The organism is Sphingomonas sp. dw_22, assembly GCF_018449795.1.
In the GTDB taxonomy this organism is placed as follows: Bacteria; Pseudomonadota; Alphaproteobacteria; order Sphingomonadales; family Sphingomonadaceae; genus Sphingomonas.
In genome coordinates this window covers 44,471-59,198 of sequence record NZ_JAAVVE010000004.1, presented here as the reverse complement: position 1 = coordinate 59,198, position 14,728 = coordinate 44,471, and the positions used below count along the sequence as shown (strand labels likewise).

Annotated in this window: 15 protein-coding genes and 1 pseudogene; 13 read left to right on the top strand and 3 right to left on the bottom strand. The window is 63.4% G+C overall.

From position 1 onward, the window contains the following. The first annotated feature begins 83 nt into the window (after positions 1–83). From HB724_RS02860 to HB724_RS02835, 6 genes are all read left to right on the top strand, one after another. The gene (locus HB724_RS02860; RefSeq protein WP_213979396.1) at positions 84–896 is read left to right on the top strand and encodes a glucose 1-dehydrogenase; all 813 of its coding nucleotides are present in this window, start codon (positions 84–86) and stop codon (positions 894–896) included. A gap of 41 nt (positions 897–937) precedes the next feature. Next, positions 938–2,365 (top strand): aldehyde dehydrogenase family protein, encoded by a 1,428-nt coding sequence (locus HB724_RS02855; protein WP_213979395.1) that lies wholly within the window; start codon positions 938–940, stop codon positions 2,363–2,365. Positions 2,366–2,396: 31 nt separating this feature from the next. Beyond that, a complete protein-coding gene (locus tag HB724_RS02850) occupies positions 2,397–3,392 on the top strand; it encodes an aldo/keto reductase (protein ID WP_213979394.1) in 996 nt (331 codons plus the stop codon). Between the two features lie 77 nt (positions 3,393–3,469). Further along, complete coding sequence (locus HB724_RS02845; RefSeq protein WP_213979393.1) at positions 3,470–3,796, top strand: NIPSNAP family protein; 327 nt, start codon at positions 3,470–3,472, stop codon at positions 3,794–3,796. A 58-nt stretch (positions 3,797–3,854) separates the two neighbouring features. After that, a complete protein-coding gene (locus HB724_RS02840) occupies positions 3,855–4,412 on the top strand; it encodes a flavin reductase family protein (RefSeq protein WP_213979392.1) in 558 nt (185 codons plus the stop codon). Between the two features lie 13 nt (positions 4,413–4,425). After that, positions 4,426–4,692, top strand: a complete 267-nt coding sequence (locus tag HB724_RS02835; protein WP_213979391.1) for a DUF6506 family protein — start codon at positions 4,426–4,428, stop codon at positions 4,690–4,692. A gap of 31 nt (positions 4,693–4,723) precedes the next feature. Here HB724_RS02835 and HB724_RS02830 read toward each other — a convergent pair whose 3' ends face one another. Further along, positions 4,724–5,608 (bottom strand): LysR family transcriptional regulator, encoded by an 885-nt coding sequence (locus HB724_RS02830; RefSeq protein ID WP_213979390.1) that lies wholly within the window; start codon positions 5,606–5,608, stop codon positions 4,724–4,726. 154 nt (positions 5,609–5,762) lie between these two features. On the opposite strand from HB724_RS02830, the gene HB724_RS02825 reads away from it, so the two are divergent. From HB724_RS02825 to HB724_RS02810, 4 genes are all read left to right on the top strand, one after another. After that, complete coding sequence (locus tag HB724_RS02825) at positions 5,763–6,533, top strand: glucose 1-dehydrogenase (RefSeq protein ID WP_213979389.1); 771 nt, start codon at positions 5,763–5,765, stop codon at positions 6,531–6,533. Positions 6,534–6,626: 93 nt separating this feature from the next. Then, positions 6,627–7,088 carry an antibiotic biosynthesis monooxygenase family protein gene (locus HB724_RS02820; RefSeq protein WP_213979388.1) on the top strand — a complete coding sequence of 154 codons (462 nt, stop codon included), beginning with the start codon at positions 6,627–6,629 and terminating at the stop codon, positions 7,086–7,088. An 80-nt stretch (positions 7,089–7,168) separates the two neighbouring features. Continuing rightward, positions 7,169–7,522, top strand: a complete 354-nt coding sequence (locus HB724_RS02815; protein WP_213979387.1) for a putative quinol monooxygenase — start codon at positions 7,169–7,171, stop codon at positions 7,520–7,522. Positions 7,523–7,581: 59 nt separating this feature from the next. Next, complete coding sequence (locus HB724_RS02810) at positions 7,582–8,730, top strand: NADH:flavin oxidoreductase/NADH oxidase (protein ID WP_213979386.1); 1,149 nt, start codon at positions 7,582–7,584, stop codon at positions 8,728–8,730. Positions 8,731–8,933: 203 nt separating this feature from the next. Here the strand turns inward: HB724_RS02810 and HB724_RS02805 are convergent. Next, positions 8,934–9,251 (bottom strand): annotated as a pseudogene (locus tag HB724_RS02805) (ATP-binding protein); the annotation flags it as partial. 103 nt (positions 9,252–9,354) lie between these two features. Between HB724_RS02805 and HB724_RS02800 the strand changes: the two are divergent. After that, a complete protein-coding gene (locus tag HB724_RS02800; RefSeq protein ID WP_213979385.1) occupies positions 9,355–9,684 on the top strand; it encodes a hypothetical protein in 330 nt (109 codons plus the stop codon). A 107-nt stretch (positions 9,685–9,791) separates the two neighbouring features. Here HB724_RS02800 and HB724_RS02795 read toward each other — a convergent pair whose 3' ends face one another. Then, entirely contained in the window at positions 9,792–11,405 is a 1,614-nt protein-coding gene (locus HB724_RS02795; protein WP_256731284.1) for a DUF4403 family protein, read from the bottom strand. A gap of 87 nt (positions 11,406–11,492) precedes the next feature. On the opposite strand from HB724_RS02795, the gene HB724_RS02790 reads away from it, so the two are divergent. Both HB724_RS02790 and HB724_RS02785 read left to right on the top strand, forming a co-directional pair. After that, the gene (locus tag HB724_RS02790; RefSeq protein WP_213979384.1) at positions 11,493–12,431 is read left to right on the top strand and encodes an NAD(P)/FAD-dependent oxidoreductase; all 939 of its coding nucleotides are present in this window, start codon (positions 11,493–11,495) and stop codon (positions 12,429–12,431) included. Between the two features lie 143 nt (positions 12,432–12,574). Continuing rightward, positions 12,575–14,728 (top strand): catalase, encoded by a 2,154-nt coding sequence (locus tag HB724_RS02785; protein ID WP_213979383.1) that lies wholly within the window; start codon positions 12,575–12,577, stop codon positions 14,726–14,728.

Genomic DNA, 14,728 nt, shown 5'->3' with positions numbered 1-14,728 from the left:
CCGGACAATCCGTTTCGCAGGCGACAGCGTCGTCGCGGCAGCAGCGCCGCCCAGGACGCCAGCCATGCGAAAAGGAGACGCAAATGGCTCAGGATTTCGCCGGTAAGGTCGCCCTAGTGACGGGTGGCGGCAGCGGCATCGGCCGGGCGGCCGCCCACCTCTTCGCCCGACGTGGCGCGAAGGTCGTCGTAGCTGGTCGCCGTTCGGAGGAACTGGCCTCCGTGGTGGCCGAGATCGAGAAGGATGGCGGCTTCGCGCTGGCGGTGCCCACGGATGTGTCGGACCCGGATCAGGTGGCCGCGCTGATCGAGCGGACGGTATCGCATTTTGGCCGGTTGGACGCGGCTTTCAACAACGCGGGCACCGAAGGCGCATGGGGTCCGATCGGCGAACTCAGCCCGGCGGATTTCGATGCCACGATGAACGTGAACCTCCGTGGCGTGTGGCTGTGCTGCCGGGCGGAGATCGTGCAGATGCAGCGGCAGGGACATGGCGGCGCGATCGTCAACACCTCGTCCTGGCTTGCCCATGGCGCGCTGCCAGGCTCGTCCATCTATTCCGCCAGCAAGGCGGCGCTCGACAGCATGGCGCGAGCGCTCGCCGTCGAGACGGCGGGCGAGCGCATCCGCGTGAACAACGTCAATCCCGGCGTGATCGAGACCGCGATGACCCGGCGGTTCATGGATGAGATCACGCAGCGTCCCATCACCGATCACACGCCCGCCCGCAGGCTCGGCGAGGCAAGCGAGGTCGCGGAAGTTGCCGTGTTCCTCTGCTCTGACGCCGCATCGTTCGTGACGGGGCAAAACATCCTTGTCGACGGTGCCTACACGATCGGCGGGCACCGGCCCTGGATCGGAGGCGACGACCTTCGGCCCGCGGCGTCCAGAAAATAGCCGACGCAGGGGGCTGTTCCCATTCTTTGAGGAGAGAGACGGTGACCGTGAGCGATCTCGACCAATTCCGAAGCGAACTCAATTCCATCGTGGCGGCGCAGCGCGCGGCTTATGAAGCCGACGGCTTTCCCGGCGCGCAGATCCGTGTCGATCGCATCCGGCGCGTCGTTTCGCTCCTTGCCCAGAACAAGGATCGGCTCGTAACGGCGATCTCCGACGATTTCGGCAATCGCGCCCGCGAGGAAACGCTCGTCGACATACTGGCGGCCGCGTCGGCACTGAAATTCGCGGCAGAGAATGTTCCGACCTGGATGCAGCCCAAGGCGCGGCACTCGATCACGCCGGGCGGCGAGGCAAGGGTTGAATATACGCCGCTTGGCGTGGTCGGGGTCATCGGGCCGTGGAACTATCCGATCACTCTTCTCCTCAGCCCGTTGGCCGGGATCCTGGCGGCCGGCAATCGCGCGATCCTGAAGCCCTCGGAATTCACGCCGCGGTTTTCGGATCTGCTTTCGGCGCTGATCAGCGAATCCTTCTCGCCGGACGAAGTCAGCACCGTGCTGGGCGGCGAAGGCAGGGGTGCGATCTTCTCGGAGGCGCCGTTCGATCATCTGATCTTCACCGGCTCCACGGCTGTCGCGAAGCATGTGATGCGCGCCGCGGCGAGCAACCTGACGCCCGTCACCCTGGAGCTTGGCGGGAAATCGCCGGTGATCGTGACCAGGCAGTTCGACCTTGCCGAAGCGGCAAGACGGATCATGACGGTCAAGGCCCGCAATGCCGGCCAGATCTGCCTCTCGCCCGATTATGTGTTCGTGCCAGCGGGCACGGAGCGGGCGTTCGCGGACGCCTGCGTCGAGGATTGCGGCAAGATGTTCCCGGAGGGCGTAGACTCGCCTCGCTACAGCTCGATCATTAGCGACCGCCATTTTCAGCGGCTCACGGCACTCGTCGACGACGCCCGCGCCAAGGGCGCGGAGATCGTCCAGGCGCTTGCACCGAGCGCCTCCGGCAACGGCCGCCGCTTCCCCCCTACCCTGCTGCTGAATGTCACGCTGGAAATGGCCGTCATGCAGGAGGAGATATTCGGGCCGCTGCTTCCGATCCTCCCCTATGACGACCTTGAGGATGTGACCCGGCAGATACGGTCCGGCCCGCGCCCGCTCGCGCTCTATTATTTCGGCGAGGATGACGAGACGGCGCGCAAGGTGCTGGACGGAACAGCCTCCGGAGGCGTGACCATCAACGACGTGATGGCGCATGTGTTCTGCGAGGATCTGCCTTTCAGCGGGATCGGTGACTCCGGCATGGGCGCCTATCACGGCATCGAAGGCTTCCGCACCTTCAGCCACGCGCGCGCCATCTATCGCCAGGCCCCCGGCGCGGCCGGCGTGGCGGCCGTCGATCTCCTCCGGCCGCCCTTCGGACCGGAATTCGAGGATTTCATTTCAAAGGCGATCCAGCCCTGAGCGAATTCCGCCCTGATCAAAGGAGCATATCATGAAGAAGAGAATTCTCGGCAAATCGGGTCTCGAGGTTTCCGCGCTGGGTCTCGGCTGCATGGGCATGAGCTGGGCATATGGCGCGCCGGGCGATCGCGGTGAGATGATCAAGCTGTTGCGCGACGCGGTGGATCTTGGCCTCACCTTCTTCGACACGGCCGAAGTCTATGGTCCGCTCGCCAATGAGGAACTGCTGGGCGAGGGGCTGGAGCCCGTGCGCGACAAGGTCGTCATCGCCACCAAGTTCGGCTGGAAGCTTGATCCCAATGGCGGTGCCTGGCCGATCGGCCTGGACAGCCGACCCGAGCACATCAAGGAGGTCGCGGACGTTTCGCTGAAGCGCCTGCGGACGGACCATATCGACATCTTCTATCAGCATCGCGTCGATCCTGAGGTGCCGATCGAGGATGTGGCCGGCGCGGTCGCCGACCTGATCAAGGCCGGCAAGGTCGGCCATTTCGGTCTGTCGGAGGCGAGCGCGTCGACCATCCGCCGCGCGCACGCGGTCCAGCCGGTGACGGTGGTCCAAAGCGAATATTCGCTGTGGACCCGTGATCCGGAGGCCGAAGTCCTCCCGACGCTGGAAGAGCTTGGCATCGGTTTCGTGCCCTATAGCCCACTCGGGCGGGGTTTCCTCACCGGCGCGTTCAGTGCCGGCACGCAGTTCGCCGCCGATGATTTCCGGGCCGGCAATCCGCGGTTCACGGCGGAGGCGTTGCAGAAGAACGCCGCGCTGGTGGAAACGCTGAAGGCGATCGCCGGACCGAAGGGCGCGACGCCGGGCCAGCTCGCGCTCGCGTGGCTTCTCGCCCGCAAGCCCTGGATCGTTCCGATCCCCGGCACGCGCAAGCTGTCTCGGCTGGAGGAGAATATCGGCGCTGCCGACCTCGACCTCAACGAGGCCGATCTCGCCGCGATTGAGGCTGCGGTCGAAGGCAACAAGGTAGAAGGTCAGCGCTATCGCGACAATGAGCTGTCGATGGTCAACCTCTGACGGCGCGCGGCGCTGCGGGTGACCGTGGCGCCGTCCGCTCGCCCATCTTGAGGATGGGCTTCAGCAGGACAGATATGATGATTTACGAACTCAGGGAATACACGACTGTCCCCGGCAAGATGCCCGCGATGGTCAAGCGGTTCAACGATGACTCGCTGCGCATTTTCAGGAAGCACGGCATGGACGTAGTGTTCATGTCCCTGACCCAGTTCGGCACGGATACGATTAACGAGCTGGTCTATGTCCTGAAGTTCGAGTCCGAGCAGGACATGGCATCGAAATGGGCCGCGTTCTACGCTGACACCGAATGGCACGCCGTTCGCGATTCCTCCGAGGCTGATGGCCCCCTCGTCGTGAAGGTCGGCAGGCGCGTGCTGAACCCGGATGCGTTCAATCTGCCCTGAACGGAAGCGCAATATCCAGAACCAGCGAGGTGCAAAAGTTCCGATGAAAGCGCCTGCAATGAGAGAGGTCTCTGGCAACAAGGCCTATCGGCTGCTGGAGGCCGGGCCGATTGTCCTGGTCGCGACCGGCGATCAGGCGCGACCCAATCTCATGACCATGGGTTTCCATATGGTGATCCAGCACGATCCGCCGTTGATCGGGTGCGTGATCGGGCCGTGGGACCATAGCTTCACGGCGCTGCGCGAAACCGGGGAATGCGTCATTTCGATACCGGGCGCGGACCTGGCTTCCAAGGTCGTGGATATCGGAAACTGCTCGGGTGCGGACGCCGACAAGTTCGCGCGCTTTCACCTCACCGCAATTCCGTCCCGATCGGTGCGTCCGCCATCCATCGCCGAATGCCTCGCGAACATCGAATGCGTCGTGGCCGATGACACGATGGTCGACCGCTACAGTCTCTTCGTCCTCAGCGTGAAGACCATCACGGTCAATGACTCGCGAAAGGAACGCCGGACATTGCATCACAATGGCGACGGAACCTTTTCCATCGACGGCACGACCATCGATCTACGCAATCGCATGGTTCGCTGGAAGCAATTCCAAGTCGACCTGTAAGGAGTAGGACGCCGTGCCGCAGACCCAGTACGCCTTCGTGATCAAGGCGCCCGCGTACGAGATGGCGACGCATCATGCGATCCTGGAATCGCCTGCATTTCGGACGCGCATCATTGGCGTGTCGTCGCAAAGCGGTGCCCTGGCGGCAGTCGATCGGCTTGTCGAGGACGGCGTTGAGATCATCGAGCTGTGCGGCGGATTCTCACCGAAGGAGGCGGCCGATATTCGCGAGCGCGCCGGGCTGGCGGTGTCGGTCGGATTAGTAGTCTATGCCGAATAGACGCCCTAGCCGGGAAACACGCCTGCGCCGCTCAGGCCTTCAACATGTCAATCACCGCGCGGAGCCCGGCGGAAAGATAGCGGCGGCTTGGATAATAAAGAAACAGTCCGTTATCGGGCGCACACCAGTCGTCCAGGCAACGAACAAGCGCGCCGCTCGCCACATGCTGCATCACGCGATTGTCCCAGACATAGGCGAGGCCGCACCCCTGGAGGGCAGCCTCCACCATCAATTCCTGATCGTCGAGGGTGACGGGACCGTCCACCTCGACATCGATCGCCTCTCCGTCCTTCTCGAACTGCCAGTTGTAGATGGCGCCACTGGGGTAGCGGTATCGAATGCAGCTATGCTCTCGAAGATCGGCTGGTTTCGCGGGCAGGCTGCGGCCGTCCAGATATTCCGGCGAGCCGACGACCGCGAAGCGAAGCGCCGGCTTGATATGGACGGCGATCATGTCCTGCATCAATCGCTCGCCAAAGCGAATGCCCGCATCGAAGCCGTCCTCGACGATGTCGACCAGACGATCCGTCGCCACGATGTCGAGGTGCAGGCCAGGGTTCTGCTTGATCAGCGGTCCCATCACATCGTGCAGAACGAAGGGGGCGATGGAGTTCGGAATATTGATCCGCACTGTTCCGAACGGCGTGCCCCGAAAGGAATTCAGACTGTCCAGCGCCTGTTCGATCTGACCGAAGGCGGGCTGCAGTTCCGAGAGAAAACGCTCGCCCGCCTCGGTGAGCGAGACGCTGCGCGTCGTCCGATGGAAAAGCCGGACGCCGACCCGCTCCTCAAGGTTGCGGATTGCATGGCTGATCGCCGATGCGGCGACACCTCGCTCCACCGCCGCCTGCTTGAAGCTCCTGAAGCGCGCCACCGCCAGGAAAATGGAAAGTTCCGCGAGTTCCGTGCCGTGCATAGCGCCGTTCGATTGCTATTTCACATTCACTACTATGGTCACAATTCATCGTCTAATCATATCTGTCCGGTCTCCATAAATGGGTCGCACCGGAAGATCGGCTCCATCGGTTGGCGCCCCGCCCGGCTGAATATTTTCACGCATGGAGGTCGAAATGAACAAGGCTCCCCTGAAAACGCTCGAAGGTAAGGTCGCACTGGTAACCGGCGCCAGTTCCGGCATCGGTCGTGCCACCGCGCTCGAACTCGCCCGTCGTGGTGCCAAGGTGATTGCCAGCGCCCGCCGCGGCGCCGAGATCGAGGCACTTGTGTCCGAGATCAAAAGCGAGGGTTTCGAAGCCACGGCCGTCGTCGCCGACGTGAACGTCGAGCAGAGTGTGATCGATCTCATCGCCAAGACGATCTTGACCTACGGCCGCATCGACATCGCCTTCAACAATGCCGGCACCGAGGGGGCGTTCACCCCGTTCGTCGAGCAAAGCAACGAAACCTATGACACGATCTTCAACGCCAATGTGCGCGGGGTGTTCTGGTCGATGAAGCACGAGGCCAAGGCCATGCTGGCACAGGGCGGCGGCGCTATCATCAACAATGCCTCGATGGGCGGTGTCATCGGTTTCGCCAACGCCGGCCTTTACATCGCCAGCAAGCACGCCGTCCTCGGCCTTACCAAGACCGCAGCGATCGAGCTGTTCAAGCAGGGCGTCCGGGTGAACGCCATCAATCCCGGCATCATCGACACCCCGTTCCAGGACCGCATCTGGCCTAGCGCCGAAGCGAAGTACGCCTTCGCCGCCACCACGGTCCCAGGCCGCGCCGGCACGCCGGAAGAGATGGCCACGGTCGTCGCCTTCCTGGCCTCGGACGACGCCTCGTTCATCTCGGGCCACGGCCTGCTGATCGACGGCGGCTACACGATCGCCTGACCCACAAACCACGCCGATGCCCACCATCGCGGCCTCCACGCCGCGATGGACGGAGCGTCGCGCCCATCAAATGCCGAATCCAGGAGAAATCCGATGAACCTGCTCAAGAAGATCGCGCTCGGCACTATCGCCACCACCGGCGCATTGCTGTCCGGACAGGCCGCCAACGCGCAGATTGCGCTCCAACCCAGCCCGAACGGCGAGGTCGCCATTATCGTCAACTTCGACGTGAAGCCCGGCGCCGAGGCCGAATTCGAACGGGTCTTCCGCCGCTCGGTGACCTGCTCGCGCCTCGAGCCCGGCAACATCACCTTCAACGTCCACAAGAACCTGGGCAGCGAGCGGAGCTATGTGCTCTATGAGGTCTGGCGCAACGAGGACGCGGTCAACAGCCACTTTGCCCGCCCGTACACGGTCGCGCTATTCTCGATGTTCGATCGTAACCTTGTCCGCCCGATCACCGAAGGCGGCCTGCACTTCGTCCAGGACCTCGACCCGCAGCCGCGCTCCGCGCTGGCCACCACGGACCCGACTTCGCTCGCCGAGTGCCGTTGATCGGGGCGTCACCCACGCCTGACGGCGCCGCCGCTCTCAACGGGCGCGCGTCGCCGTCCAAGCCAATCGGAGACCGAATGATGACCACGCAATCACCTTCCGGCGTTCCGACGCCTGCCAACGGCACCCAGCTCACCCTGATCGCCTTCATCCGGGCGAGGAAAGGCATGGGCGACGAACTCGGCCGGCGTCTCTGGACGCTTGTCGAGCCGGCCCGCGCCGAGCCGGGCAACATCAACTATGACCTGCACCGCTCGAACGAAGATCCCGACATCTGGGTGCTCTACGAGAACTGGAAGGATGCGGCCGACCTGACTGCGCACTTCGAGCTTCCGTACATGAAGGCGTTCGTCGCCGCGCTCCCGGAGGTTCTGGAGGGCGAGATGGACCTGCGCCGCTGCGCGATGGTCACCACCGCCGCTGCGAAAGCCTGATCGGCCGCCGCGCCGGGCAGCTGGCGCGGCCACCATTCTCCTGCAGAAGGATGACCCCGATGAAACTGTTCGAAACCGTTCCCCTGCGCAGCGTGACGCTGCGAAACCGCCTCGCTGTTTCCCCGATGTGCCAATATTCGGCACGGGGCGGGTTCGCGAGCGATTACCATCTCATCCACCTGGGCCGCTTCGCGATGGGGGGCTTCGGCCTCGTCATGGTCGAGGCAACCGCTGTCCTTCCTGAAGGGCGCATCACGCATGGCGATCTCGGCCTGTGGTCGGATGCTCATGTCGATGGCCTCGAACGCATCGCCACGGCGCTGAAGGCATCCGGCGCCGTCGCTGCCATCCAGCTCGCCCATGCAGGACCGAAAGCGGCAAGCCAGCGCCCGTGGGAAGGCAATGGACCGCTTTCCCAAGCTGATTTCGATCGTGGAGAGCATCCGTGGCCGGTCGTCTCCGCATCGGACAAGCCCTATGGCGAAGGCTGGCTGAAGCCGATGGCGCTGACCCGCCCCATGATGGACGACGTGAAAACCGCGTTCGTCGCGGCAGCGAAGCGCGCCCTCACCGCCGGCTTCGACGTGGTCGAAGTGCATTGCGCGCACGGCTATCTGCTCAACAGCTTCCTGTCGCCGGTCACCAATAACCGGTCGGACGCGTTCGGCGGCGATCTTGAAGGTCGCATGCGCTTCCCACTCGAGGTGGTGCAGGCGGTGCGCGAGGTCTGGCCTGACGACAAGCCGCTGTTCGTCCGGGTGTCCGCGGTCGACGGCCTGCGTGAAGGCATGTCGATCGACGATACCGTGGCGTTTGCGCGGCAGCTCAAGCTATTGGGCGTCGATATCGTCGACTGCTCCTCGGGCGGCATTGTGCCGCGTTACGAGTACCCGTCCAGCTATGGCTATCAGGTGCCATACGCTTCGCGTGTCCGCGCCGAGGTCGGCATCAGCACCGCAGCCGTTGGCCTGATCGTCAATGCCCATCAGGCCGAGGCGGTCGTTGCCGAAGGCCATGCCGACATCGTCGCGATCGGCCGTGAAGCGCTGGTCGATCCCAACTTCCCGCTTCACGCAGAAGCCGAGTTGGGAGCGGCAGATCCGGCAAATCCCTATGGGTCCTTCCCCGTGCAGGCCACCTGGTGGCTGCAAGGACGTGCCAATCAGATCAAGCAGTTCTCGGCGACGCCGGTTGCGGCCAAAGGCTGAAGCCTCCCATGGCGCGCGCTTACCCTAACGTTGTAAATAGGCGTCCAACCGGGACCCCTTATCGGCGTCGAACAGGGACCCCCTTTTCGATTGGCAGGACGAGGATGACGAGCGCTGGGTTCGCGCTGGTTGCGGCGTAGGGCGGGCGTAGCCCGACCGGAGGCGCAACCAGCGCGAAGCACTCCTGATCGACTGCCTGGGCGTCAGCTGCGGTGTTTGAGGCGCCAGCTGTCGTTGCCGGTCTCGACGATGTCGCAGTGGTGGGTGAGCCGGTCGAGCATGGCGGTGGTCATCTTGGGATCACCGAACACGCTCGGCCACTCGCCGAACGCCAGGTTGGTGGTGATAATCACCGAGGTGCGCTCGTAGAGCTTGCTGACGAGGTGGAACAGCAGCTGGCCGCCGGAGCGGGCGAACGGCAGGTAGCCGAGCTCGTCGAGCACGACCACATCCAGCCGCGAGAGGTGGGCCGCCAGGGTCCCGGCCTTGCCGATCCGGGCCTCTTCCTCGAGCCGGTTCACACATATGCAGCGAAATAAAAGCTGGATGCCTGCTTATTTCGCAACCTGGCTGAAGCTACCGTTCTGCTACCGGCCACCCTGATATAATCTATGCTGATGACAAATGCTGGAGACGCTCGACGGCCAAAGCGGTGCGGCCGGCGTTGTCGCGGTGCCTGATTTCAGTGTTGATCTGTGGATCCAGCGCTGGAATCCGGTGGTGTATGGAGTGAAGTGCGAAGAGGCTGAGAAGCTCATCAAGGATCCCGTGATCGAGGACGCGCTCAAGTCAATCACCTTGCAGAGCAACATCGGGTACAAGTGCTCCCTCAATGTCCACCGGATTCGAAAACAGCGTCCGGCGGAAAAATCTAGGAGCAGGTTGGGCGCTTTCAAGAGGGTCTTCGGGCAAAAATGCGGCCCGCAAACCGAGGTTCTTGCGCCCGCGACGTAGTGAGGTGCTCCCCGAAGTTTGACGGGATGCCAAGCTAATCCCGCCCCTGGCAGACGCGACAGATCGTTGAAATCAATGGTAATTTCCACTATCGATCCCCTGTCCGATCAGCGAGGTTCGTACAGGATGTTCGCTTGGCCTTCCGCTTGCACTGGCAAGAAAAGGCCCTGGCCAGTGACCTTCAGGGGACCGTTCACAACGGTCGATACATCGGCGGAGAGGATGAAATCTCCTTCACGGTGTTCGGCAATCGCCTTCCGGGCGGCGACCAGTACCTTCTGATAGTCGCGACCAAAGTCATGTGTGAGCGATGCGCGCAGGCTTCCCAGAACAGCCTGATCTCCGAACAGCGCGAACAGAAGGTTGACTGTCTTACTGTCGGTCTGTCCGGCGATCTTCAGATCGCGCACCTTGACGATCTGCGAGTTGACGTCGTTGTAGGGCACGGCCGACAGCCAGATCTCGCCGCGCGTGCTGGCCAGCATGCCACCATGTTTTCTCGCTTCAGCCTTTATACCAACGGCCAGGCGTCCGCCCTCGGTTGCATAGATGGTGACCTTGCCGAACTTCGCGTCGACCGGACCGATCCCGGTCAGCGTGATCCCCTTCTTCGCCAGCTTGCCGAGAGCGCGCTCGACCACGGGCTCAAGCTGCTCGAAGTCGGCCAATACCGGGATGAAGAAGCGCAATCCTTCCGGACCGGAGGCCCGGGACGGCGACGGCAAGGGCGTCGGCTTGGGATCGGGGGGCCGACTGCCGACAAAGGTTTCGGTCAGCGCCTCGGCGGCGAGCACTATCTCCAGCTGGCGGCCGGACACGCGATAGCCACCGAACCCGAGCCGGCGCGGTGTGACCCGCATCCACACCGGCGGGCGCTCGCGGTTGAGCATGATCGAGGTGAATCCTTGCTTCCAGACGCCGGAGAGCTGGTCGCGCAGATGCGCCCTGGCGAGTTCCCTGGGAAGGTCGCGTTCAAGGCCGGCGATCACGGATTTGAGCTTCTCGTCCGCCTTCCCGGTGAAGCGGATCCGTTGACCGAGCAAGTCTATGCCGGGCGGGTCGGTCCAGTCATAGGCGATATCGACCTTCGCGATCGGCGACCAGTTGCTGTCGACGGAAAGCTTCGCAAGCGCGCGGACGGTGGCGGCCCCGGTTGCTGTCTCCTGCCGGATGATGCCGCCAACGTCCCGGGCGCTGATGGTAGCGCTGACGAGAAGCGTGATAGTGAGCGTATCGCCGCTTCCGCCCAGTCTGATACGCCCCCGCGTCACCTGCCCGACGATCCGGCAGCTAAGATCCGGGGTCACCTTCACCTTCCGCGCGAAGACCTTGACCCGCTGCGCGGGCACGCAGCGCGGCTCACGCCTGTCGATCTGCCACAAGATTCTTGGTGTACGCCGGTTGAGGCCATTCTCGATTTCGGCCAACTGCGCGATGACGGGAACGACGATATTCGAGCTTTGCTGCGGCATCTGGACTGCCGTATCGATCCGCGGTGGGGCGGGATTGCCGACATTCTGCCGGCATCCCGGCATCAGCAGTAGAAGCGCCAATACCCAGGAACAGTGGCCGTAGCGGCGCAACCTGCCGAGAAGCCCGCACATAGCCAATTCGTTCTCCATCCCACCGACGAAAGACATACCCGAGACCTTCGTTCCCTGGACAGAACGATCGGCGCCGCCACGGGTGTTGCTGTACGGGCTGGCCGGCGGCTCGTGCATTCTTGCCGCGGCTCGACCTGAGCGCCGGAACCGCATCAATAGCTCAGACGTATCGCGTCGGTACCGGTGTTGAGAGGATCGGAAGGCATGACAAATGCATCCCAAGCTGCGGTTATCGTCGTCGGAGCCGGGCCTGCTGGTCTGACGGCAGCGCTTTACCTCGCTCGCTATAGGCGCGAGGTTCTCGTCCTTCACGATGGCAATAGCCGCGCATTGCGGATTCCGAAGACGCACAACGCCCCCGGCTTTCCTGATGGCATTGAGGGCACTGAGTTGATCGACCGTATGTCCGCTCACGCCACCGAGTTTGGCGCCCGGATCGAACAGGCCGAGATCACGGACATCGAACGAACGGCGAAGGGTTTCCGTCTGACCTCGACTGCGGGGACGAGCTGGGAAAGCCGCGCGGTGATCCTCGCCAGCGGTATCTTCCTCAACCAGGTGGACCTGCCCCACGATGTGCATGAAGGGGCGATCAAGGCCGATGTCCTGCGCTATTGTCCGGTCTGCGATGGATATGAGCATAGCGGACGGAGGATCGGCGTGATCGGCTGCGATGCCGATGGTGCAGCCGAAGCGCTCTTCCTGCGCCAATATTCGGACGACATCACGCTGATGCCGCTCAGCCACCCGGAACTGTCCGGGGAGCAGGCGGCAGAAATGGCCGAGGCAGGCATCGCGGTGAAGACCGGCGCACTGGCCGCACTGGAGCCGCATGAGGACAGGATGGACGTGCGGCTTGAGGGACGGGACGCCGCTTTGACGTTCGATGTGATCTATCCCGCGCTCGGCTGCCGACCACGGGCCGAACTTGCCACGCAACTCGGCATCAGCCTCCTGGACGAAGGCTGCGTGCCGGCTGAGGCCGTCAAGGACAGCGGTGTCCGGGGTTTCTTCGCCGCTGGCGATGTCGTGGCCGGCCTCGACCAGATCAGCGTCGCCATGGGCCATGGTGCGATGGCGGCGACCAATGCCCACAACTGGCTGCGCGAGCAGGATCGGCACACGCTCCAGGCCACGGATTAGCCTGAGAGTGACTCGCAGCTGAGACGAGTGCGGAACCAGTTGCTGCTGGTGCGCGTAGCAGGTGAACAGTTGTTGGGGGCCATGATCCCTGGAAACACGAGATCCTGTCGCTCCCGCCTGAAACAGAGACAAGGAGAGGATTCATGGCCGTCAAAGGGAAGAAGCCGGGGGAAACGCCGAAGAAGGCTCCGGGCGCGCCCGGAGCGAAGATCGAGACAAGTTACGCGGAACAACAGGGTACCGGTGGCGAGACGCATCAGGTTGCCGGCGGCGATGTTGCCACACTGACCACGCAACAGGGCATTCCGGTTGCCGACGACCAGAATACGCTGCGCCAGGGCGCGCGCGGCCCGGCGCTGCTGGAAGACGCGCATTTCCGCGAAAAGATCTTCCATTTCGACCATGAACGCATTCCCGAACGCGTCGTCCACGCCCGCGGCTATGGCGCGCACGGCTATTTCGAGCTGACCGACTCGCTCGCGGGCGTGACGCGTGCCGACGTTTTCCAGCGCGTCGGCGAGCGCACCCCAGCCTTCGTCCGCTTCTCCACCGTCGCCGGCTCCAAGGGCTCGCCCGACCTCGCCCGCGACGTGCGTGGCTTCGCGGTCAAGATCTACACGAAGGAAGGCAACTGGGATCTGGTCGGCAACAACATCCCGGTGTTCTTCATCCAGGACGCGATCAAATTTCCCGACCTGATCCATTCGGTGAAGCCGGCCGCCGATCGCGGTTTCCCGCAGGCCCAGTCGGCGCACGACAATTTCTGGGACTTCATCTCGCTGACGCCCGAAAGCCTGCACATGATCATGTGGGTCATGTCCGACCGGGCGATCCCGCGCTCGCTCCGCTTCATGGAGGGGTTCGGCATCCACACCTTCCGGCTGCTCGACGCGAAAGGCCGCTCTACGTTCGTCAAGTTCCACTGGAAGCCGAAGCTGGGGATGCAATCGGTGATATGGAACGAGGCCGTCAAGATCAACGGCGCCGATCCCGACTTCCACCGCCGCGACCTGTGGGATGCGATCAGCAGTGGCGACTTCCCTGAATGGGAGTTGGGCGTGCAACTGTTCGACGATGCGTTCGCCGAGAAGTTCGCGTTCGACGTGCTCGATCCGACCAAGCTCATCCCGGAAGAGGAACTGCCGGTGCGGATCATCGGTCGGCTGGTGCTCGACCGGGTGGTCGACAATTTCTTCGCCGAGACCGAGCAGGTTGCCTTCTGCACCCAGAATGTGCCGCCGGGCATCGATTTCTCGAACGATCCGCTGCTGCAGGGCCGCAACTTCTCCTATCTCGATACCCAGATCAAACGGCTCGGCAGCCCCAATTTCACGCATATCCCGATCAACGCGCCCAAATGCCCGATGGCGCATTTCCAGCAGGACGGGCACATGGCCATGCGCAACCCTATCGGCCGCGCCAACTATGAGCCCAACAGTTGGGGCGCGGAGGGTGGCCCGCGCGAGGATCCGGCACGCGGCTTCCGTAGCTTCGCCGCTGAGGAGACCGGACCGAAGGCCCGGTTGCGGCCCGAGAGTTTCGCGGATCATTACAGCCAGGCCCGGCTATTCTATATCAGCCAGACACCCGTCGAGCAGAAACATATCGGCGACGCGATCACCTTCGAGCTGAGCAAGGTCGAGCGGCCCGACATCCGCTCGCGGGTGGTGTCGCATCTCATCCATATCGACGAAGGGCTGGCCGGAACGGTTGCGAACGGGCTCGGTCTTGAACTGCCCAACCCTGCCAGAGCGGCGCGGCCGACCAGAACCGATTTGCCGGTTTCCGACGCGCTGAGTATCCTCAAGAACCCGCCGCCCGGCTTCGCCGGGCGCAAGCTGGGCATCCTGCTCACCGACGGCGCGGACGCCGGATTGTTCAACGCATTGGTCACGGCGGTCGATAAAGCGAAGGCGGTCTACGAGGTCGTCGCCCCGAAGATCGGTGGCGCCACGCTCTCCGACGGCACGAAGGTCGCGGCGAAGCAGAAGATAGACGGTGGTCCCTCGGTGCTGTTTGATGCCGTAGCGATCCTCGCCTCGAAGGACGGTGCAGCGCTGCTCGCCGGCGATGTAACCGCGAAGGATTTCGCGACCGATGCCTTCGCACATTGCAAGTTCATCGGCTACACGGCCGAGGTAGCGGCGTTGTTCGAGAAGGCCGGACTGGCCGCCGATCTCGACGAGGGATGCATCAAGCTGGGCGGCAAGCGAGATGCCGAGACATTCGTGCAGACGGCCGGCGCGCTGCGTTTCTGGGACCGCGAAGCCAGGGTCGATCTCGACGCTGGAGCATAA

Bases quoted from the DNA above. Each gene is read 5' to 3' on its own strand.
- HB724_RS02860 (WP_213979396.1), top strand. From the start codon at position 84: ATGGCTCAGGATTTCGCCGGTAAGGTCGCCCTAGTGACGGGTGGCGGC.
- HB724_RS02850 (WP_213979394.1), top strand. From the start codon at position 2,397: ATGAAGAAGAGAATTCTCGGCAAATCGGGTCTCGAGGTTTCCGCGCTG.
- HB724_RS02845 (WP_213979393.1), top strand. From the start codon at position 3,470: ATGATTTACGAACTCAGGGAATACACGACTGTCCCCGGCAAGATGCCC.
- HB724_RS02840 (WP_213979392.1), top strand. From the start codon at position 3,855: ATGAGAGAGGTCTCTGGCAACAAGGCCTATCGGCTGCTGGAGGCCGGG.
- HB724_RS02830 (WP_213979390.1), bottom strand. From the start codon at position 5,608: ATGCACGGCACGGAACTCGCGGAACTTTCCATTTTCCTGGCGGTGGCG.
- HB724_RS02825 (WP_213979389.1), top strand. From the start codon at position 5,763: ATGAACAAGGCTCCCCTGAAAACGCTCGAAGGTAAGGTCGCACTGGTA.
- HB724_RS02820 (WP_213979388.1), top strand. From the start codon at position 6,627: ATGAACCTGCTCAAGAAGATCGCGCTCGGCACTATCGCCACCACCGGC.
- HB724_RS02815 (WP_213979387.1), top strand. From the start codon at position 7,169: ATGACCACGCAATCACCTTCCGGCGTTCCGACGCCTGCCAACGGCACC.
- HB724_RS02810 (WP_213979386.1), top strand. From the start codon at position 7,582: ATGAAACTGTTCGAAACCGTTCCCCTGCGCAGCGTGACGCTGCGAAAC.
- HB724_RS02800 (WP_213979385.1), top strand. From the start codon at position 9,355: ATGCTGGAGACGCTCGACGGCCAAAGCGGTGCGGCCGGCGTTGTCGCG.
- HB724_RS02795 (WP_256731284.1), bottom strand. From the start codon at position 11,405: ATGCACGAGCCGCCGGCCAGCCCGTACAGCAACACCCGTGGCGGCGCC.
- HB724_RS02790 (WP_213979384.1), top strand. From the start codon at position 11,493: ATGACAAATGCATCCCAAGCTGCGGTTATCGTCGTCGGAGCCGGGCCT.
- HB724_RS02785 (WP_213979383.1), top strand. From the start codon at position 12,575: ATGGCCGTCAAAGGGAAGAAGCCGGGGGAAACGCCGAAGAAGGCTCCG.